Source organism: Pandoraea sp. CB10b_02, assembly GCF_002216225.1.
Classification (GTDB): domain Bacteria; phylum Pseudomonadota; class Gammaproteobacteria; order Burkholderiales; family Burkholderiaceae; genus Pandoraea; species Pandoraea nosoerga.
This window is the reverse complement of sequence record NZ_NJGW02000008.1, coordinates 225,714-245,574: the sequence shown is the minus strand read 5'-3', so window position 1 is coordinate 245,574 and position 19,861 is coordinate 225,714. Positions and strand designations below refer to the sequence as shown.

Below are 19,861 nucleotides of genomic sequence, written 5' to 3'. Positions count from 1 at the left end.
AGCCCGAACGAATTCGCAAGTATTTCGAGCACGGCCCTGTTCGCTATGCAGCTTGATACAAGTTCACAGGGGCCGGATCAATAACCTGTGCACAGCGGAACTCTTCGGCAATCTGCCCGGCGTTCGTCTTTTCCCGAAGGTCATGAATGACCGGGTAGAAGTGCTTGCTGAATTCGTAGCTGCCTTGATAAAGGTTCTTGGCGGGGTACTTGCCGGGGTCAAAGGTGAAGCTGTACCGGGCAATGTCCTCCAGACTGGGCACCGTCATTTCGAACAAGCGTCCCTGGAATCCTTTCTTTACAGCCTGCCGACGCAGTCGTCCGACCTCGCTCTTGATGGCATCTGCCAGCTGGAAGCGCGCCCGGACCAGAGCGGTCAGGCTAAAGCCCTTGGCGTGGATGAGATGAGTAATCATCTTGACCAGATACGCTTGCAGGTCGAGCTGTGAGACGTCCGGCTGCCGGACCTGCACATCGAGCCATCGCACCAAATCGTGCTCGCTCACATGGCTCGTAACCTCGTTGAGCTTCAACTGGTGGGCGTCGATATGCTTGTAGCTAACCTTCGCACCATTGACGTCAATCTCGAAGGAGTTGACCAGCTCGTGGATGGCAAAGTTTTCCAACTGGATGGGCGTATCCAGCAGGCTCCAGTCCCCGAGTTGCGCCAGCGTGTCTTTCTCGACCACTTCGAGATAGCCGTCCAACTCCAGGCATAGCTGGGGAATGGGAGCGAAGCTCAAGCCCAACTGGGCGGGTGCCTTCATCGCCTGCCGCATGGCGCGATGGTCAGCAAACTGCTGTGCCACCTTTTCTTTCGCCTTGGGCGGCAGGGGCGCGGTCACGAAGGTTTCTGCCTGCTTTAACGTCTCGCTGTCTACGTTGCCCTTGAGCACCAGCGTTGCACCCTGCGACGTTGGATGTACCTGAACCGCGGCCTTCAATTCTTCCGGCCAGTTCTTGGTATCGGGCAGCGTGGGCAGCTCGATATGACAATCCGGCAGCGCTATGCCCCCTGCCACGACATTGCCAGCGGCGTCGCCGGAACCGCCAGTCAGCGGGAGTGACTGCTGAGGCACAATGAAGCTGGCCGTATCCAGTCGCTCGAACCCCATGTTTTGAACCAGGCGGTCTCGGAGATTGCTGGCAGCTTCGGCGAAATTGGTCGCCACAATATGGGCATATGCTTTGTTTAGGGGTGCCTGGTTCCGGTCTTTGGCATAGGGCATACGCAGGACTCGGCCTAGCAACTGCTCAACGTCCTTGGCGGAGTTGACCGACTGCAGGCTAGCCAGCACGTATGCGAAGGAGCAGTCCCATCCTTCCTTCAACGCCTCCACGGTGATGACATATCGCACCGGGCACGCGGGGTCGAACAGATTTACGCCGTCCAGCTCTTTCTGTGAGCCCGTGGCGATGGCAATCTGCTCGGCGGGAATGTGTTCCTGTTCGATGAGGTGCTGCTTGACCACATCTACCGTGGCTTCACCGCCCTTGGGCATGGCTTGTATCAGGGCAATCGGACGGATGTAGTCCGATTCTTTCTGCGCGACGATGTCCAACCGGTCCCGCGTCAAAATTGCATCGCGCAGACATTCGCGCCAGCCTTCCGGGTGCTCGGCCAGGACGATGGGCAGCTTAATCATCTGCTCGGCGCGCAGCTCCTGGGCGGAGACGTGGTACAGCACGTTGTTGCCCGCGACTGGCGTCGCGGTCAGTTCGACTACGCAACTGGGGTTCAGGCGCCCCAGGGTCTTGAAGAAGCGGTCGGTTCGGTTGTTATGGGCCTCATCGACGATGACAACCGGCTGATGCAGATTGAGCCAGTTTGCGACTGACCACTTCACCCGGCCGATGTCCTTCTCAGTCAGGAACGGCTGGCTTTCCAGGTCCGCGGCGGTGACCTTCTCCAGCCCCGCAGCCAAAGCCGGAGGCAAGTCCCGGAAATGCTCCTGTAGTTCCTCGAAGAATGCGTAGACGTTGCGCTTGCTCGTATCCGTCACGTTCAGGGACTGGATGGTCGCCACGATGATGATGCAGGCCCTTCCGACGTCGCCAGCGGCAACGGTCTGCAGATTCTCTAGTTCGGCGACCCTGAGATTCTCGCCCACGTAATGCGCGAGAGCTTGCCTGTACGGATGCTGGACATTGGACAGAGCTTCGAGTGTCTGGGTTCGAATCGTGTCGGATGGCGTTAGCCACAGGGCAACCGGGAAATCACTATCCCTGAGGGCCCGGCCGACGGGTACGACGGCATGCGCGGCCATGAGGGTTTTGCCACCCCCGGTGGGCACGCGGAGGCACGCACATGGAATCCCCGGGAACAGGTCGTGGTAAGGCACGCCGGTCACATTCTGGGCGGCCATGGCCTCCTGCCACGCCACGGTGGTGGGAGCAGAGCGGCTACGTTTGACGAAATCGACCAGCGCATCGAGCGCATCTTCCTGGTATTTTTTCAGCTTCAACATGGTCAGGTTCAGCGCATGGAGATGTCGTAAGGAATCTGCCGGAACGTGATTTCTTCGGCAGCCAGGCGAGCCGGACCTACTCGCGAGGTTTCACCGTACACGACAACTGGCATCGGAGATGGGCAGAGCGTCCTGATATGGGCGAGGACGGCACTATTCAGCACATTGCCGCCGGCGGGCCGCCGGTCGCCCAGGATGCCGTTGTACAGCAGAAAATACGCTTTGCCGTCATGCACCCCCAGGAACGGGCTGTCGAATGGCTGCTGGCCAGCCGCACCGGTTTCAATCTGCCAGATATAAGCCGCTAGTGTGCGGAACTCGACGGCAGGATTGATGCGGCCGTTTTCATCAAAAGCGGGCTCTCCCAGCGTCAGGAAAGAGAACCCGCCGCCGCCTTTCCACTCAACCGCCTTACTGATGCCTCCTTGTTCGCCGGCGACGACCTTTTCTAAGCGAGGCACACAATGGGTGCGGGCATGCTCGCCCATTTCGATTCCGATGTAACGGCGCCCCATTTTGTGGGCAACGGCTGCGGTTGTCCCCGAACCGAGAAAAGAGTCCAATACCAAATCCCCAGAATCACTCGCAATGTGCAATATGCGCTGCAATAGCGCTTCCGGCTTTGGAGTGCCAAACGGAATTTCGTCGGGTACCACGCTCTTTACTTCCGCCTTTGAGGTCCGATTACTGCCGACGTCTTGATGGAACCAGATAGTTTCGGGTGGACGGACTGAGTTACTTTCGGCGTAGATTCGATAGTAAGGCGTCCAACTATTCCGACCTTTGCGCCACTCGATGCGCTCCGCTTCCTGTTCGACTTTTTCACTACTCCATCGCCAAGCTCCGTCGGAGCCGTCTTGACGTTTTGGATAGACAAGGGTGCCATCAGGCGCCTGCAGGGAATAGTAGAGGTTCGGACGGGATTCTCGAGAGTCTCCCTGCCCGCCCATCGCCCGAAGGGGTTTCAGGTAGTACAACCGTCCTTGGTCGTCCTTTTTATCGTAGTGGTCCGCGGCGCCGTTTGTCACAAGCTTGTTGACCGTAAAACGTTCAAGGTTCTTGGCATACGCCAAAATGGTGTCATGACGAGACGAGAAATACTGGGCGTCCATGCGGGGACTATCTGATTTTTCCCATATGACCGTCGAAATTCCATTTCGTCGGCTAAACACTTCGTCCATCAGAACTTTGAGGTAGTGCGCCTCATTGTCATCAATGGTTACCCAGATACTTCCATCCTCGGACAGCAAGTCTCTCAGAAGTACAAGACGCGGGTACATCATGGACAGCCACTGGCTGTGCTCAAGTCGGTCGTCATAGTGCTCGAATGCACTTTGCGTGTTGTAAGGCGGGTCGATGAAGATACATTTAACGCGGCCGGCGTAGAAGGGCATCACCGCTTTCAGCGGCCAGCAAATTGTCGCCCTGAATAATGAGATTGTCGCCGGCAACCGACGTATCCCCGTAGATGGCTTCGCGCTTGAGCAGATGGTAGGGCACCTCGCGAGCGGTGTCCTTAGCTTGATTCTTATTTACCCAGTCGAGAAACGGCATGAGGCTGGCAGTTGGAAGAGATACAGGTTCGCTATTGTATCTTTCCGGCGGCCGAGCCTCTCTGCTATCAGCGACTAGCGGGCAGCATCAGACGTTCTCCGTGGCAGACCTTCTTCACGAAGAAAAGCTGCGGCAGTTCCCATGGATAACCCCGTCTCTTGGCTTCCTGGAGGAGCGACCACGACTGGGCGCGCACGCCGTGAAATCCCGGTTGCCGACTGATGCGCCCCAGTGTCTCGGCCAGCGCAGCGTAGTGCCGCTGGCTGGCCTGAAAAGCCACCAGCGCATGCAGTTCGGCCATCTCGTCCTTCGTCCGCCGCCAGGTCCAGGCGGCCCGCCCACGCGCCGGATGGCGGACCAGCTCGTATCCCAGCCACGTCAGGCGCGGTGAAGCGTCAACCATGCGCAGGGCCTCGCCATCCAAACCGCTGCCATCGGTCGCCAGCAATAGCCACTCGACGCGGTCGGCCATCTCCGGCCAGTACATCACGAGCACGGCATTGGCGACTTCCTTGCTTTTCCGCGTCAGCCGCTGTGCCGGCGTGCAGCCGATGCCGTATCGAGCATGGAATTTCTGCGCCAGCGCTTCCGCCTTCGCGACCGGCACGGTGCCGCTGACATAGTGGTGATAGCCACGCGGAACCAGGTCGAGCACGCGCGTCATGGCGGCGGTCTTGTTCCGAGCGATGGGAGTCGAGGCTGGCATGCTGGTTCGATACGAAACGTGATGCTTCGTATAGCGCGAACCACGCCGGTGAAATGTGATTCGGCGATACGCGATGAAACATATTGATGTTCCGTGCAACGCACGGGAAGCAGCTATACGCATACGAGGGAATCGTGTTTGCAGGGCAGGCAGCCAGGCGAAGGCCTGGCAGGCTCGCACGCATCGTGGTCTGCCTTTTGCGCACCCTGGAAGGGCGCAAAAGGCAGACCGCCAACTGCAAATCACACACACGTCGAAAGACACGCGAGAGGTCGCCAACCTCTCGAACACCGCCTTAGCTGCATGCCGGATAACTCTGGCTGGTGCGGCTGAAACGGGCGCTAGAAGCAGACATGCTTCTTTCGACCCAATCCGCGTTTACGGCGCGGTGTTGGGCGACACGGACACGGGAGGCGCGGCAACGCGCACCAACCCTGTTCACTTCGAAGCGGTGCAAATCCGCACCGGGGGGCGTTCGGAATCGAACGGCGTTACCCGGACTCGGCAGGTGGGCTGATGAGGCCGCAGAAATGCGGCAGGGGCATGAGGGGAAACCTGGACTGCTCGGCACCACGCGGAAATGCGTGGGTCTCTGGATAGCTTAAGCCTGTAACTGGGGGTGTGAGTCCCCCATCTGAGTAAAGACCCTTGGATATGCGCCTGCGGGCGTGATGAGTCGATGACAGGTCGGGCTGGTAAGCCGATGCTCTGGAACATCGTAGGCCGAAAGTGGCGCAAGCCATGAAGCGTATGCGATGCCTGGACCTTGAGACTCCATATCTCAAATCGCGGGTTTGACGTTGTGGACTAACGTGGGAATCTCTGACGGCCATTTGACCGGGGTGGCACCCGGGACGGTACAAGAGAGGGAGCGGCGGATAGTAGAGTTCGAGCAAACTCCGAGACCTCATCAGTCAAGGTGCACGCGAACCGGGCAACCGGTACTCGAAAACTGCCAGCGGTGGAAAGTGTGTGTGGCCCCATTGGGGCTGGGCTTGGCGGCCCGTTGCAGTGATGTGCCGACCATTCCGCTTGGCCGCGGAATGGTCGACCTCCGACCCTGGCCGGTCGGACAGCGAGAACAGGTAGTGTTCTTTGGTTTTTTTCACACCTCAGACCGGGCATCATGCTCGATGCCCGGTCTTTCTCAGGACCACGCGGCATCCGCGTGCCCGGTCATGCGGCCCGCTTCCCGAAGTCGATGCGAATGACATTGGCCGGCACGACGGCGGGAGCGTTGTCCGCCTCAACGACTTCTCCCGGAACGACGGCCGATTCGGCCACGATGTCCTTGAGCGTCACCGATGCGCGAGCAGTAAGCCGGCGGCGGCCGTGGTGTTCAACTGACTCGGTATTCGACGCAAACGCGGCGTCAAGCCGCTTCGCCAGGCTTTGCGCGCACAGGTGCGCATAGCGCAGCAGCATGCGGACATCACGGTGACCGCTGAAGTGCTGCAGGTCAACCAGCGAGAAGCCGCCAGGCGTGTTGCTGCCTGCCTCGGCCACCCGCGAAATCGCCTCGTGTCGCAGGTCGTGAATGCGCAGTTCATGTTCGCCGGTCAGGCCAGCCTGCTCGCAGATGCGCTTCCACGCCTTGCGCAGGCCGTCCACGCCAATCGGGAAGATGCAGTCGTCAGTGCGGGGCAGCTGGTCGAGCATCTCAATCAGGTCAACACGCAGCGGCAGCTTTCGTGCCCGTCCGTTCTTGGTATCCGGCAGCAGCGCCGTCTGGCAAGCCAGGTTCACACGCGACCAAGTCAGCGTCAGGGTTTCGGAGCGACGGGCCCCCGTCATGAGTTGGAACTGGATGAACGTCTCGAGCAGCGGCACATGAATGTAAGTCGCTTCCGCTTCGGCGAGATAGCGCCGCCGGGCGTCCTTGACCACCTTTTTGCGCCCGTACACAGTTTCCGCGCTATTCGCTTCGTCGCGTTCGGCAGACATCAGTTCTTCGAGACGCCGGGCAACCGATTGCTCCCGGTCTTCTGCCCGGGCGGCAGCCAGCAACCGGGCCTCCTCGTCGCCGACCAGGCGGCGGTCACGTTCGTTGTAATACTTGGGCCGCCGCACGCCGTCCATCGGATTTTTCGCAACGGGAATGCGCCAGACGTCGATGGCAATGTTGCACACGGCCGAGAAGATGTCGATTTCGCGGTCGACCGTCGAGCTCTCCACAATCTGAGAGCGCTCGTCAATGTAGTCAGTAAAGTCGTCGGGAACGACGGTGGCGAACGCCTTGCGAATGAACTTGCTGGCCTCCGATGCCCGCCCCATGCGAGTGCCCGTCGCTTTGCGCAGCTTCATGGCGGCGACCTTGGGATGCGGATTCTTGTGCTGCGCCACGATTTCGCCGAGGTCGAGCCGCGGCAGGCCAGCATCTTCGAGCATCGCGTTGATTTTGTAGGCTTCGACCTCAAAGCTCTTATGGCGCGGGGCCTCTTCGCGCAAATAGCGAATCATCAAGTCGGCAAGCGTGGTTTTGTAGCCCAGCGCATAGTTGACGAAGAGGCTCTGCTTGTGCTCGGATTCGAGTCGCGCCTTGATGGCTTCCGCCTCTGACTTGCTGTATGCGTACAGGGTCTGTTCAGCGCGGGTGACGCTGCGGTCGCGGATGGCGTAATAGTTGTCGAGGCGGCCGAGTTTCGGCTTGTAGCCTTGGTCCTGAAGCGACTGGACATACGCCGCAGCCTTGGCCTTGGCTTTGGTGTCGTGAGCGAAGGTGCGGGTCAGGTCGTCACGTTGCTTGACCGTGACAACGTAATGCGAGCGGTTCTCGATGGAGGCCATCCCAGGCTCCTGTGCAATTGAGGAGCACGGTATAGGGTAGGGACGGCCAGATGATTTGCCGCAAATGGCGGCTCCGGCAGGTGCATCGCAAAAAGTCGCTGACAGCCGGCGAGTTCTTCGATGAACTTTTTTTCAGGCGGCAGTCTCGACCCCGGCAGGGCTGAGATTGCCACTGAACTGCCACTGATTCCGGCACAAACAAAAACAGCGAGTTGAATAACTCGCTGTTTTTGAAGGTAAATCTGGTCGGGGTGAGAGGATTCGAACCTCCGGCCTCTACGTCCCGAACGTAGCGCTCTACCAGGCTAAGCTACACCCCGCTTCGATACGGCTGCTTCGCTTTGTTAAGTGCGTCGCGCTATCGAGTAAGAACATAATTCTAGCAGGCTATTTTTGTAATTGGAAGAGGGCAGCGCAGAAATAATTCGTGCGGCTGCATCGGCCTCTTCCTTCGCGCGAGCCAGCGTGTAATCGAGCGCGCCCGTTCGTGTGATCGCAGCAAGAATCGGTTCGAACTTGTCGGTGCCGCCGTTCTCGATCGCTTCGCGAACGAGCGCGCGTTCCTGTTCGGTGCCATGCTGCAGCACATGAATGAGCGGCAGGGTCGGCTTGCCCTCGCGAAGATCGTCGCCGGCGTTCTTGCCCATCGCATCGGTGTCGCCGGCGTAATCGAGCCAGTCGTCCATCAGTTGGAAGGCCGTGCCCAGGCGACCGCCGTATTCGCGCACGGCCGCTTCGGTTGGCGCGTCGGCGTCGGCCAGCACGGCGGCGAGCTGCGTTGCCGCTTCGAACAGCGTGGCCGTCTTGTACTTGATGACCTGCAGGTAGCGCGCCTCGTCCACGTCCGGATCGTGCATGTTCAGAAGCTGCAGCACTTCGCCCTCGGCGATCACGTTGGTCGCGCGCGCAAGAATCTGCATCACGCGCATGTTGTCCACGCTCACCATCATTTCGAACGAGCGCGAATACAGGAAGTCGCCAACGAGCACCGACGCCGCGTTGCCAAACAGCGCGTTGGCCGTTTGCTTGCCGCGGCGCAGGTCCGACTCGTCGACGACGTCGTCGTGCAGCAGCGTGGACGTGTGAATGAATTCGATGACGGCGGCCAGTTCGTAGCGCGCCTGCGATGTCACGCCGAGAGCGCCTGCCACGAGCAGGAGCAGTGCCGGGCGCAGTCGTTTGCCGCCCGAATTGATGATGTACTCCGAGATCTGGTTGATCAGGACCACCTCGGAGGCCAGCCGTTCACGAATGAGCTGGTCGACGGCACGCATGTCGTCGGCGATGGCGGCCAGTACGTTCTGGGAAGAAGTCGAAGCAGTCAAGACAAGGCTCGGGTGAGGAAAAATTCGCCCCAAATTATATAGTGGGCGCGGCAACTTTCGGGCACCAGCCCCGCGGAATGACTGGTTTCACGGAAGTCTTTGACGCAAAAGGAGAAAGTCTGTATAATCCCCGGTTTTCGTGCGCGCATTCGTCGCGACCGGCCCCGAAATGCTCCGGTATGGCGGGGGCCAGGGGTCGCAGCGATGCGGGCGGCCGGCAAGACGAGTCCTCTCCGGACCTCTCGGCCCGCACGGAAATTCTCTTGTTTATGAGTGAGGTTCAACAATGTACGCGGTCATAAAAACCGGCGGCAAGCAATACAAGGTTGCTGCTGGCGAAAAGCTCAAAGTAGAACAGATACCGGCTGACATTGGCGCTGAAATCACCATCGACCAGGTTCTCGCCGTTGGCGAGGGCGAATCGATTAAGTTCGGTGCGCCGTTGGTCAGTGGGGCTTCCGTCAAGGCTACCGTTATCGCCCAAGGTCGTCACCCCAAGGTGAAGATTTTCAAGATGCGCCGTCGCAAGCACTACCAAAAGCGTCAAGGCCATCGCCAAAACTACACCGAGCTGCGCATCGACAGCATCAACGGCTAATCGATCGAGCTAGGTAAGGAGTTAAGTCATGGCACACAAAAAAGCAGGCGGTTCGTCCCGTAACGGCCGCGATTCCGAGTCGAAGCGCCTTGGCGTGAAGGTGTACGGCGGTCAGGCGATCCTGGCTGGCGGCATCATCGTTCGCCAACGCGGTACGCGCATGCACGCCGGCGAAAACGTCGGCATCGGCAAGGACCACACGCTGTTTGCACTGACCGACGGTCATGTGCAGTTCGCCGTCAAGGGCGCAGCGAAGAAGCAGTACGTCAGCGTGGTGCCGGCAGCGTAAGCCAAGCCTTTTGCCACCAAAAGGCTCCGCTCCCATGCGGAGCCTTTTTTGTTTGTCCCCTTCGTTCCGTGCGCGCGCCGCGAAAGGCCGGCACGGGCGGATGGGTGTGGAATAGCGTCAGGATCGTCTGCAGACGGTCGATAAAGCGGAACGGAACCATGAAATTCATTGACGCAGCGCGTATCGAGGTGATCGCCGGGAACGGCGGCAATGGCTCGGCGTCGATGCGCCGGGAGAAATTCGTGCCCTTCGGCGGACCCGACGGCGGCGACGGCGGTCGCGGCGGCAGCGTGTATGCCGTGGCGGATCGCAACATCAACACCCTCATCGATTACCGTTATTCGAAGAAGCACGTGGCGAAGAACGGCGAATCCGGCCGGGGCTCGGACTGCTACGGCAAGGGCGGCGACGATATCTTCCTGCGCATGCCGGTCGGCACCATCATCAGCGACATGGACACGGGCGAAGTCATCGCCGACCTGACCGAACACGGTCAGGAAGTCGTGCTCGCGCGCGGCGGTGCGGGCGGCCTGGGCAACCTTCACTTCAAGTCGAGCACGAACCGCGCGCCGCGTCAGAAGACGGACGGCAAGCCCGGCGAGCGCCGCATGCTCCAGCTCGAGCTCAAGGTGCTCGCGGACGTCGGCCTGCTCGGCATGCCCAACGCGGGCAAGTCCACTTTTATTTCGTCGGTGTCCAACGCCCGGCCGAAGATTGCCGACTACCCGTTCACCACGCTGCATCCCAACCTCGGTGTCGTGCGCACGGCGCCGGGCAAGAGTTTCGTCATCGCCGACATTCCGGGGCTGATCGAAGGCGCGGCCGAGGGCGCCGGTCTGGGGCACCAGTTCCTGCGTCACCTGCAGCGCACCGGCCTGCTGCTCCATATCGTGGACATCGCGCCGTTCGACGAGGGCGTCGATCCGGTGGCCGACGCCCGCGCCATCGTGCTCGAACTCCAGAAGTACGACGAGGAACTCTTCAACAAGCCGCGCTGGCTGGTGCTCAACAAGGTCGACATGGTGCCGGAGGACGAGCGCGCCGGGCGTGTGGCCGACTTCCTGAAGCGTTTCGAATGGGATGGCCCGACGTACCAGATCTCCGCGCTTACCGGTGAAGGCTGCGAGACGCTGTGCCTGGCGGTGCAGGACTACCTGTATCAGCAGCGCGGCGCCGTCGAGGAAGCGATCGAGGACGCCGCGCAAGATCCGCGTTTCCGTGAAGGCGGCGCTGCCGCGCCGACCCCGTCACCGGACGGCGTGCCGCCATCGCCACCGCACGGCGCGCCAAAGGCGTAAACTCCACGTCACTCGAGAACTGGTGCTGGAGCGGCAACCGCGCCCGTGCCAGCGATCCGGCCGCCGCGGCCGCGCGAGGGAAGGTCGATTTCGATGGGCTTCCCGACGACGGTAGCGGCCAGTTTTCCCAAATACCTCCGCAGGAGAGTTCAGTTCCATGCGTTCGGTCATCGCCGATGCGAAACGGCTCGTGGTGAAAGTGGGGTCCAGTCTCGTGACCAACGACGGTCGCGGGCTGGACGATGTCGCGATTGCGCGATGGGCGCAACAGATCGCCGCGCTGCGGCATGGCGGTGACGGACGTCCGCCAAAGCAGGTCGTGCTGGTCAGCTCGGGCGCCATTGCCGAGGGCATGCAGCGACTGGGCTGGGCGCGCCGCCCGAAGGCCATCGACGAACTGCAGGCGGCTGCCGCCGTGGGGCAGATGGGGCTTGCGCAGGTCTACGAGACGCGCTTTGCCGAGCACGGCGTGCGCACCGCGCAGATTCTCCTCACGCATGCCGATCTGGCCGATCGCGAGCGCTATCTGAACGCACGCACGACCTTGCTCACGCTGCTGCGTCTGGGCGTGGTGCCGATCATCAACGAAAACGACACCGTCGTTACCGACGAAATCAAGTTCGGCGACAACGATACGCTTGGCGCGCTCGTCACGAATCTGATCGACGGCGACGCCCTCGTCATCCTGACCGACCAGTCGGGCCTGTACACGGCCGACCCGCGCAAGCATCCCGATGCGGAGTTCGTGCATGAGGCGGACGCCGGCGACGAGCGTCTGGAAGCGATGGCCGGCGGCGCAGGGACCAATATCGGGCGCGGCGGCATGCTGACCAAGATACTGGCCGCCAAGCGCGCCGCGACGAGCGGCGCGCATACCGTGATCGCGTCGGGCCGCGAGACGGACGTACTCGTGCGTCTGGCGAGCGGCGAGGCCATCGGCACGCAGCTGGTCGCGCGCACGGCAGTCCTCACGGCCCGCAAACAGTGGATGGCGGATCATCTGCAGGTGCGCGGGCGCGTGGTCATCGACGCCGGCGCCTGCAAGAAGCTGGTGGAAGAAGGCAAGAGCCTGCTGCCGATCGGCGTGATCGACGTGGAAGGCACGTTCGCGCGCGGGGAAGTCATCGCCTGCGTGGACGAGGCCGGTCACGAAGTGGCGCGCGGCCTGTCGAACTACAGTGCGTCGGAGACGCGCCTGATCCGGCGCCATCCGAGCAGCGACATCGAGCAGGTGCTCGGCTTCGCGAACGAGCCGGAGTTGATCCATCGCGACAACCTGATCCTGCGCTGAGCCGCTGTCGCGCGGCGCGCGTGGTCGACAAAAAACGCCGGCACGTCAAGCGTGACCGGCGTTTTTACACCCCTGACCGCGTAGGCGGCGCGGGACCGCGCAGGGAGGCGCCCCAGAGGCGCGATACCTCGGCGATAGTTCAGCGATAGTTCGTGGGCGTCGTCGGGTAGCGCAGGTTCTGCACGATGTCCTTCGCGCTGCCCAACGGCGTCTTGTCCTGGCAGAGGTAGTCGCGGTACAGAATGCCCTGATATGCCGTTGCGCCATACGGGCGGATCGGGCGCCACTCGCTGTTGCGCGCAGGCGCCCACGTGCCGTCGGGACGGCCGGTCGCATAGAGGCGCGACTCGAACGTGGCACAGTGCATGCCTTCATACGAGACGTTGCGCGCGCCCTGCTTGCTGCGGATGACGGCGATGTAGCGCACCACGCCGTCCTCGGTGACCTGCACCGACTTCGCGTCGATGGCGTAGTCGAGCGCGGCGTTGGGCAGCGTGGGGAAGCTGATCAGGTCGGCGTCTTGCGGGGCGCTCGTCGGCAGGCTGTATGCGGCTTCCTTCCACTTGCCCTTGGCCGCTTCCTGCTGGGCCAGGTACTCGTCGAAGTCCTGGACGGGCTGCGAGACGCTGCTGCAGGCCGCCAACAGCGTGAGGGCGGTGAGGGCAGTGAGGGCAGTGAGGGCGGGCAAGGATGCCAGGGGCGCCGAAGCGGTCGGGCGCGGGGTGCGGCGGGCAAGGAAAGAGCGCATGGGTTGTGGTCGGGAAATCGATTGGACGGACGAAGGCGCAGCGAAGTCGTGATGGTGGCCTTCCGGGGCGCGCGCGTGGCTCGTTAGTAGCTCGTTAGTGGCTCGTTAGTGGCTCGATAGCAATTCGATAGCAATTCGTTAGGGGCGCGCAATGCCACGAAAAGGCCATGAAAGGTCACGGAAAGACCACGAAAGGCAACGAAAGGCAACGGAACGCGGGCGGAGGCCCGCGTCCGTCGATGTGACAGGCCCTGCGCGACCCGGTTCACGGCTCCCGGGGCGGCAGGCCCTGGGCGGCGCCGCCCGGCGGCGAACCGTTGCCGCAATCGGGTTCGCTGCGGCTCGCGTCCTGCGAGTGCGGCGTACCCGTCACGGCCTGCGGCGGTTCGCCGACGCGGGCGCCGGCGCGCGGAAACCGCCGCCGGTCCTGTTGGGCGCGCGCGGCGGAGCGGCGCAGGTAGCGCGAGAGTTCGTTCAGTGCGAGTTGATAGACTTCGCGCTTGAACTCGATCACGGCGTCGAGCGGCACCCAATATTCGTTCCAGCGCCAGGCGTCGAACTCGGGATGATCAGTCGCGCGCAGGCAGATGTCGCAGTCGCGGCCGACCATGCGCAGCAGGAACCAGATTTGCTTCTGGCCCCGGTAATGTCCGCGCACTTCGCGCTTGATGAACTTGTCCGGCACCTCATAACGCAGCCAGTCGCGTGTGCGACCGATGATCTTGACGTGTTCTGGCTTCAGCCCGGTTTCCTCGTGCAATTCGCGGAACATGGCCTGTTCGGGCGTTTCGCCGTACTTGATGCCGCCTTGCGGGAACTGCCAGGAGTGCTCGCCCAGTCGCTTGCCCCAGAACACTTCATTGCGTGCGTTTAAGAGGATGATGCCGACGTTCGGGCGAAAGCCTTCACGGTCCAGCATACAACCACCCTTGAATCCTTTAAAATTGCTTCGATTATAAACAGATAATCACCGGCGCGGCGGCCGGCGGCGGCTCGGGCGACCGGGGCGGCGCGCAGGGCCGGCGGGTGTCTCGGGGGCTGCGACGACGTTCGGGCGCGCCCCGGCCCGGATCCCGGCCATCCATCGAATCGCCGCGTGCGCCGTTGACCCTCATTTTTCCGGAAATCTGCATGAAAGCCTCTCGTTTCTTCATCGGCACCCTCAAGGAGGCGCCCGCCGACGCCGAAATCGTCAGCCACAAGCTGATGATGCGCTCCGGCATGATCCGCCGCGTTGCCGGCGGAATCTACGACTACTTGCCGATCGGTCTGCGCTCCATCCGCAAGGTCGAAGCCATCGTCCGTGAAGAAATGAACCGCGCCGGCGCGCTCGAGTTGCTCATGCCGGCGGTGCAGCCGGCGGAACTCTGGCAGGAGTCGGGTCGCTGGCAGAAGTACGGCCCCGAACTGCTGCGCCTGAAGGATCGCAACGACCGCGATTTCGTCGTCGGCCCGACCCATGAAGAGGTCGTGACGGACATCGCGCGTCGCGAAATCAAGAGCTATCGCCAGTTGCCGGTGAATTTCTACCAGGTGCAGACGAAGTTCCGCGACGAGATCCGGCCGCGCTTCGGCGTGATGCGCGGGCGCGAGTTCATCATGAAGGACGCCTATTCCTTCGACAAGGATCGTGCCGGCCTGCAGGCGTCGTATCAGAAAATGTTCGACGCCTACGTGCGCATCTTCACGCGCCTGGGCCTGGAATTCCGCGCCGTGGTGGCCGACAACGGCTCCATCGGCGGTTCGGGCTCGCACGAATTCCACGTGATCGCGGAGACCGGCGAGGACTCGATCGCCTATTGTCCGACGTCGGACTATGCGGCCAACGTCGAGATGGCCGAGGCGCTCGCGCCCCAGGGCGAACGCGCCGCGCCGGCCGAGGCAATGACGAAGACCGCTACGCCCGGCAAGGCCAAGTGCGAAGCGGTGGCCGAACTGCTCTCGATCCCGCTTGCCCGCACGGTCAAGTCGATCGTGCTCGCCACCGATAGCGAAGACACCGGCACGACCCTGTGGCTGCTGTTGCTGCGCGGCGATCACGAACTCAACGAGATCAAGGCGAGCAAGGTGCCCGGCCTGGCGGATTTCCGCTTCGCGAGCGAGGCCGAAATCGTGGAATGGTTCGGTACGCCGCCGGGCTACCTCGGCCCCATCGGCACGAAAAAGCCGGTCAGGCTCGTGGTGGATCGCACGGTCGCGAAGATGAGCGACTTCGTGGTCGGCGCGAACGAAGTCGACTACCACATCACCGGCGTGAACTGGGGCCGCGACCTGCCCGAGCCGGAGGTGGTCTTCGATCTGCGAAATGTCGTGCCGGGCGACCCCTCGCCCGACGGCAAGGGGGAGATCGCGCTGTGCCGCGGCATCGAAGTGGGGCACGTGTTCCAGCTCGGCACCAAGTATTCCGATGCGATGAACGCCACCTTCCTCGACGAGAACGGCAAGCCCGCGCCGATGGAAATGGGCTGCTACGGCATTGGCATCACGCGGATTCTGGGAGCGGCCATCGAACAGAATTTCGATGAGCGCGGCATCATCTGGCCGGAATCGATCGCACCGTTCGAAGTGGTGCTGTGCCCGATGGGCTACGAGCGCAGCGACGCGGTGCGCGCGGCTGCCGACAAGCTGTACGAAGCGCTGCTGGCCGCCGGCATCGACGTGATTCTCGACGATCGCGGCGAGCGCCCCGGCGTGATGTTCGCCGACTGGGAGCTGATCGGCGTGCCGCACCGTCTGGTGATCGGCGAGCGCGGCCTGAAGGAGGGCAAGATCGAGTATCAGGGCCGTCGCGACACGCAGGCCCAACTGCTCGATGCGGCTGACGTGGCCGAAATCGTGGCCGGCAAGGTGCGCGCTGCCAAGGCGGTCTGAGCATCGGCGCGGCGCGGCGCCGCCAGGCCAGCCCGGCGGAGGGTGGCGAGTCGCCCTCCGGGCGGGCGGTGCCGCGACATCGGCAATCCCTGACGGCAGTCGCCCTGGCGACTGCCGTTGTCATATCCACGCGAGTCCGCGCCGGTCCGCGCGAGTCCGCGCCAGTCGCGGCGATGGGTGTCTCCATGGAATACACGTTTGCGTCAGCCACGGTGCTGTTGCTGCTCATCACCGATCCGTTCGGCAATATCCCGATCTTCGTCAACGCCCTGAAGAATGTGGCGCCGGCGCGCCGACCGCGGGTGATCGTGCGCGAGGTGCTCATCGCGTTCGCAATCCTGCTCGTTTTCATGCTGGTCGGCGAGCGCTTCCTGCGCATGATGAGCCTTACCGATCTGTCGCTGCAACTCGCGGGCGGGATCGTGCTGTTCCTGATCGCATTGCGGATGGTTTTCCCGCGGCACGAGCACGGTACGCTGCCCGATGCCGGCGAGCCGTTGATCGTGCCGCTGGCCATCCCGGCGCTGGCCGGGCCGTCGGCGCTGGCCACGGTGATGCTGCTGGTCTCGCAACAGCCGGGGCGCATGCTCGAGTGGATTACGGCGCTGTGCGTGACGATGGCCGTCTGTGCCGTGGTGCTGCTGCTCGCCGAGCGCATCGAGCGTTTGCTCGGCTCGCGCGTCGTGGCGGCGTTCGAGCGTCTGATGGGATTGATTCTGGTGGCGATCTCGGTCGAGATGATCCTCAAGGGCGTGCGGATCTTCGTGCACCAGTTCTGAGGCGAGCGGCGCGCCCCGGCCTCGCCGCCCGCCCCATCGCCGTGTGCCGGTCAGCGCGGCGTGGTCAGCGCACGGATGGCGGGCAGGTTGCGCCAGTAGCCCTTCGCGTCCATGCCGCACCCGAAGACATAGCGGTCCGGCACTGTAAAGCCGCAGAAGTCCGGATGCGACGGCTTTTCCTTGGTGAGGATCTTCTCGCACAGCACGGCGCTGTAGAACTTCGAGGCGCCCATCTCGAGAATCCGGTCGCGGATGGCGGCCATCGTGGCGCCCTCGTCGAGGATGTCGTCGAGCACGAGCACCACGCGCTCACGCACCGAATCGCGCGGCGCCACGCGCCACTGCATCGCGCCGCCGGTGGTCGTGTTGTTGTAGCGCGAGAGGTGGATGTAGTCGAACTCCAGCGGGAAGTCCAGACGCGGCAGCAGCATGCCGGTGAAGACGGCCGCGCCGCCCATGACCGACAGCACCATCGGGAATTCGTCGCCGATGGCGGCCTTGATGGCCGTGGCCATGCGATCGACCGAGGCGTTGACCTCGGCCGCGGAGACGATTTCTTCGGAGTTACGGAATACTTCGAGGGCTTCTTCGCGGTTCATATGGGGCGACCCTGTATAACGGTGTTGCGTGGGGGCGATGTCGCTCGGTGCGCCGGGCGTTCGCCGAATGCGGCCCGGAGTATATACGGAAAGGCCGTCGGTACGGAAAGAGCGCCGTGACGCCCGAGACTCGTGCCTCGATCCCCGCCCGCCGGCCGGAACATCCGCTACCGGCGTGGCGGCGTGGCGGCGCGTCAACGCATGCCCGGCATCATGCCTTTCATGCTGCGCATCATCTTCATCATGCCACCGCCCTTGAGCTTCTTCATCATGGTGCGCATCTGGTCGTACTGATTGAGCATGCGGTTGACCTCCTGGACCTGCACGCCCGCACCGGCCGCGATGCGGCGCTTGCGGCTGGCCTTGATCAATTCCGGCTTGGCGCGCTCGGCCGGCGTCATCGAGTTGATGATGCCCTCCATGCGGCGCACCTGCTTCTCGGCCTGGTCCATGTTGGTCTGGCTCGCGGCGGCCTGGAACTGGGCGGGCAGCTTGTCCATGAGCGACGACAGGCCGCCCATCTTTTTCATTTGCCCGATCTGCGCCTTGAAGTCGTTCAGATCGAAGTCGCCGCCTTTCTTGACCTTTTCGGCGAGCTTCTGCGCAGCCTGCACGTCCACGCCGCGCTGGGCCTCCTCGACGAGCGCGAGAATGTCGCCCATGCCGAGAATCCGGTTCGCCATGCGGTCCGGGTGGAAGACTTCGAGACCGTCGAGCTTTTCGCCCACGCCCACGAACTTGATCGGCTTGCCGGTGATGTGGCGCACCGACAGCGCCGCACCGCCGCGCGAGTCGCCGTCGAGCTTGGTGAGCACCACGCCGGTGAGCGGCAGTGCGTCGTTGAACGCACGGGCGGTGTTGACGGCGTCCTGGCCGAGCATGGCGTCGACGACGAACAGCGTTTCGATCGGTTTCAACTGCGCGTGCAGGGCGCTGATTTCCTGCATCATCGCCTCGTCGATACCCAGGCGACCGGCCGTATCGACGAGCAGCACGTCATGGTGATGGCGGCGCGCCCAGTCGAGCGCCGCGCGGGCGATGTCCACCGGCTTCTGGTCGGGCTGCGAGGGGAAGAAGTCGGCGTCGACCTGCTGCGTCACCGTCTCGAGCTGGGCGATGGCGGCCGGACGGTAGACGTCGGTCGAGACGGTCAGCACCTTCTTCTTCTGCGCGCGCAGCAGCTTGGCGAGCTTACCGACGGTCGTGGTCTTGCCGGCGCCCTGCAGGCCGGCCATGAGGATGATGGCCGGCGGCGTGGTCGCGAGATTGAGCTCGGCGGCGCGGCCTTCGTAATCACCGCCCATGAGCGCGGTGAGCTCGCGCTGCACCACGCCCACGAGCGCCTGACCCGGCGAGAGGCTCGAGATCACTTCCTCGCCGAGGGCCTTTTCCTTCACCTTGGCGATAAAGTCGCGCACCACCGGCAGGGCGACGTCGGCCTCGAGCAGGGCGAGACGCACTTCACGCAGCATTTCCTGCGTATTGGCCTCGGTCAGGCGGGCTTCGCCGCGCAGCGTCTTGACGACCTTGGCGAGGCGCGTAGTGAGATTGTCGAGCATGAAACGTATCCTGTAAGACCGGCTGTGGCCCCGCGCGCGCGTCCTCGGCGAGGATGGCAGGCACGGCAGCGCGCCCCTCATGGGCTGGTGTAAACTTCAGACATGACTATTTTACTGTATGCGCTGACCACCATCCTCTACGCCGGGCTGGCGGTTTGTTCGTGGCAAGGCTACCGGCGCGACGCCGCGCTCGCCCTGGCGGGCGGGCAGCTCGCGCCTGCGCCGGTCGCGGGCACGCCCTCGCGCTGGCCGATGCAGCTCTCGCTGTTCGTCGTGCTCGTGCTGCATGGGGTGCTGCTGCATCAGACGATCTTCCGCGCACAGAGCATGCACTTCGGCTTCGCGTACATGCTCTCGGCCATGCTGTGGCTCTCGGTGGGCATCTACTGGATCGAGAGTTTCTTCTTCCCGCTCGACAGCCTGCGGCTGATGGTCACACCGGTGGCCGCCGTCGCGTGTCTGTTGCCGATGATTTTTCCGGATGTGCGCATTCTCGGCTTTGCGGCCGATCCGATTTTCAAGGCGCACTTCATCATCGCCAACATGGCCTACGGGCTGTTCGCGCTCGCCGCGCTTCACGCGCTGCTGATGATCTATGCGGAGCGTCACCTGCACCCCTCGCGAAGCGGCGAGGCGACCGGCTGGCTCTCCCGCTGGCTCGAGACGCTGCCCCCGCTGCTCACCATGGAGAAGCTGTTGTTCCGCCTGATCGGCGCCGGCTTCGTGCTGCTCACGCTGACGCTGATCTCGGGCGTGATGTTCTCCGAGGCGCTGTTCGGGCGCGCCGTGCGCATCGATCACAAGACGGTGTTCGCGGTGGTGTCGTGGGTAATGTTCGGGGCGGTGCTGCTCGGGCGGCACTTCTACGGGTGGCGCGGCAAGGTCGCGCTGCGTTGGGTTCTGGCGTCGTTCGTGGCGCTGTTGCTGGCGTATGTCGGTTCTCGCTTCGTCCTTGAGGTGGTGCTGCATCGCATGACGGAGACTTGAAGC

General features: G+C 62.9%; 17 protein-coding genes and 1 tRNA gene. 7 read left to right on the top strand and 11 right to left on the bottom strand.

Translation table 11 applies throughout. The features are described 5' to 3' along the window. Positions 1-43: 43 nt before the first annotated feature. From CDN36_RS11370 to CDN36_RS11340, 7 genes are all read right to left on the bottom strand, one after another. The gene (locus CDN36_RS11370) at positions 44-2,467 is read right to left on the bottom strand and encodes a DEAD/DEAH box helicase (RefSeq protein ID WP_287496762.1); all 2,424 of its coding nucleotides are present in this window, start codon (positions 2,465-2,467) and stop codon (positions 44-46) included. An 8-nt stretch (positions 2,468-2,475) separates the two neighbouring features. Then, complete coding sequence (locus tag CDN36_RS11365) at positions 2,476-3,861, bottom strand: site-specific DNA-methyltransferase (RefSeq protein ID WP_287496761.1); 1,386 nt, start codon at positions 3,859-3,861, stop codon at positions 2,476-2,478. Continuing rightward, complete coding sequence (locus CDN36_RS11360; protein WP_287496760.1) at positions 3,836-4,021, bottom strand: hypothetical protein; 186 nt, start codon at positions 4,019-4,021, stop codon at positions 3,836-3,838. Before CDN36_RS11360 ends, CDN36_RS11365 begins: the two co-directional genes overlap by 26 nt. A 67-nt stretch (positions 4,022-4,088) precedes the next feature. Continuing rightward, positions 4,089-4,685 (bottom strand): hypothetical protein, encoded by a 597-nt coding sequence (locus CDN36_RS11355; RefSeq protein WP_287496759.1) that lies wholly within the window; start codon positions 4,683-4,685, stop codon positions 4,089-4,091. Between the two features lie 1,218 nt (positions 4,686-5,903). Further along, positions 5,904-7,514: a site-specific integrase gene (locus CDN36_RS11350; RefSeq protein WP_287496758.1), complete on the bottom strand. Its 1,611-nt coding sequence runs from the start codon at positions 7,512-7,514 to the stop codon at positions 5,904-5,906. 243 nt (positions 7,515-7,757) lie between these two features. Beyond that, a tRNA-Pro gene (locus CDN36_RS11345) sits at positions 7,758-7,834 on the bottom strand. A 24-nt stretch (positions 7,835-7,858) separates the two neighbouring features. Beyond that, on the bottom strand, positions 7,859-8,788 hold the full coding sequence (locus CDN36_RS11340) for a polyprenyl synthetase family protein (RefSeq protein ID WP_241013689.1): 930 nt from the start codon (positions 8,786-8,788) through the stop codon (positions 7,859-7,861). 337 nt (positions 8,789-9,125) lie between these two features. Between CDN36_RS11340 and rplU the strand changes: the two genes are divergently transcribed. The 4 genes from rplU (at position 9,126) to proB (ending at position 12,315) form a co-directional block, all read left to right on the top strand. Next, the gene (gene rplU / locus CDN36_RS11335) at positions 9,126-9,437 is read left to right on the top strand and encodes a 50S ribosomal protein L21 (RefSeq protein WP_010803930.1); all 312 of its coding nucleotides are present in this window, start codon (positions 9,126-9,128) and stop codon (positions 9,435-9,437) included. 28 nt (positions 9,438-9,465) lie between these two features. Beyond that, positions 9,466-9,726, top strand: coding sequence for a 50S ribosomal protein L27 (gene rpmA, locus CDN36_RS11330; protein WP_150557175.1), 261 nt, complete (start codon positions 9,466-9,468; stop codon positions 9,724-9,726). Between the two features lie 158 nt (positions 9,727-9,884). Further along, complete coding sequence (cgtA, locus tag CDN36_RS11325; protein ID WP_287496757.1) at positions 9,885-11,024, top strand: Obg family GTPase CgtA; 1,140 nt, start codon at positions 9,885-9,887, stop codon at positions 11,022-11,024. 157 nt (positions 11,025-11,181) lie between these two features. Further along, the gene (proB, locus tag CDN36_RS11320) at positions 11,182-12,315 is read left to right on the top strand and encodes a glutamate 5-kinase (RefSeq protein WP_150557173.1); all 1,134 of its coding nucleotides are present in this window, start codon (positions 11,182-11,184) and stop codon (positions 12,313-12,315) included. Positions 12,316-12,454: 139 nt separating this feature from the next. On the opposite strand, the gene CDN36_RS11315 is transcribed toward proB, so the two are convergent. Together CDN36_RS11315 and CDN36_RS11310 are read right to left on the bottom strand one after the other, a co-directional pair. Next, positions 12,455-13,003 (bottom strand): CNP1-like family protein, encoded by a 549-nt coding sequence (locus CDN36_RS11315; RefSeq protein WP_287496756.1) that lies wholly within the window; start codon positions 13,001-13,003, stop codon positions 12,455-12,457. A gap of 325 nt (positions 13,004-13,328) precedes the next feature. Further along, a complete protein-coding gene (locus CDN36_RS11310; RefSeq protein WP_241013672.1) occupies positions 13,329-13,982 on the bottom strand; it encodes an RNA pyrophosphohydrolase in 654 nt (217 codons plus the stop codon). Between the two features lie 212 nt (positions 13,983-14,194). On the opposite strand from CDN36_RS11310, the gene CDN36_RS11305 reads away from it, so the two are divergent. Next, a complete protein-coding gene (locus tag CDN36_RS11305; RefSeq protein WP_150557170.1) occupies positions 14,195-15,934 on the top strand; it encodes a proline--tRNA ligase in 1,740 nt (579 codons plus the stop codon). Positions 15,935-16,119: 185 nt separating this feature from the next. Further along, a complete protein-coding gene (locus CDN36_RS11300; protein WP_287496755.1) occupies positions 16,120-16,713 on the top strand; it encodes a MarC family protein in 594 nt (197 codons plus the stop codon). 50 nt (positions 16,714-16,763) lie between these two features. Here the strand turns inward: CDN36_RS11300 and CDN36_RS11295 are convergent, their stop codons facing one another. Both CDN36_RS11295 and ffh read right to left on the bottom strand, forming a co-directional pair. Next, positions 16,764-17,312 carry a hypoxanthine-guanine phosphoribosyltransferase gene (locus tag CDN36_RS11295; protein ID WP_150557168.1) on the bottom strand — a complete coding sequence of 183 codons (549 nt, stop codon included), beginning with the start codon at positions 17,310-17,312 and terminating at the stop codon, positions 16,764-16,766. 194 nt (positions 17,313-17,506) lie between these two features. After that, on the bottom strand, positions 17,507-18,871 hold the full coding sequence (ffh, locus tag CDN36_RS11290) for a signal recognition particle protein (RefSeq protein ID WP_150557167.1): 1,365 nt from the start codon (positions 18,869-18,871) through the stop codon (positions 17,507-17,509). 102 nt (positions 18,872-18,973) lie between these two features. Here ffh and CDN36_RS11285 point away from each other — a divergent pair, with 102 nt between their 5' ends. Beyond that, a complete protein-coding gene (locus CDN36_RS11285; RefSeq protein ID WP_287496754.1) occupies positions 18,974-19,858 on the top strand; it encodes a cytochrome C assembly family protein in 885 nt (294 codons plus the stop codon). Positions 19,859-19,861: the final 3 nt, after the last annotated feature.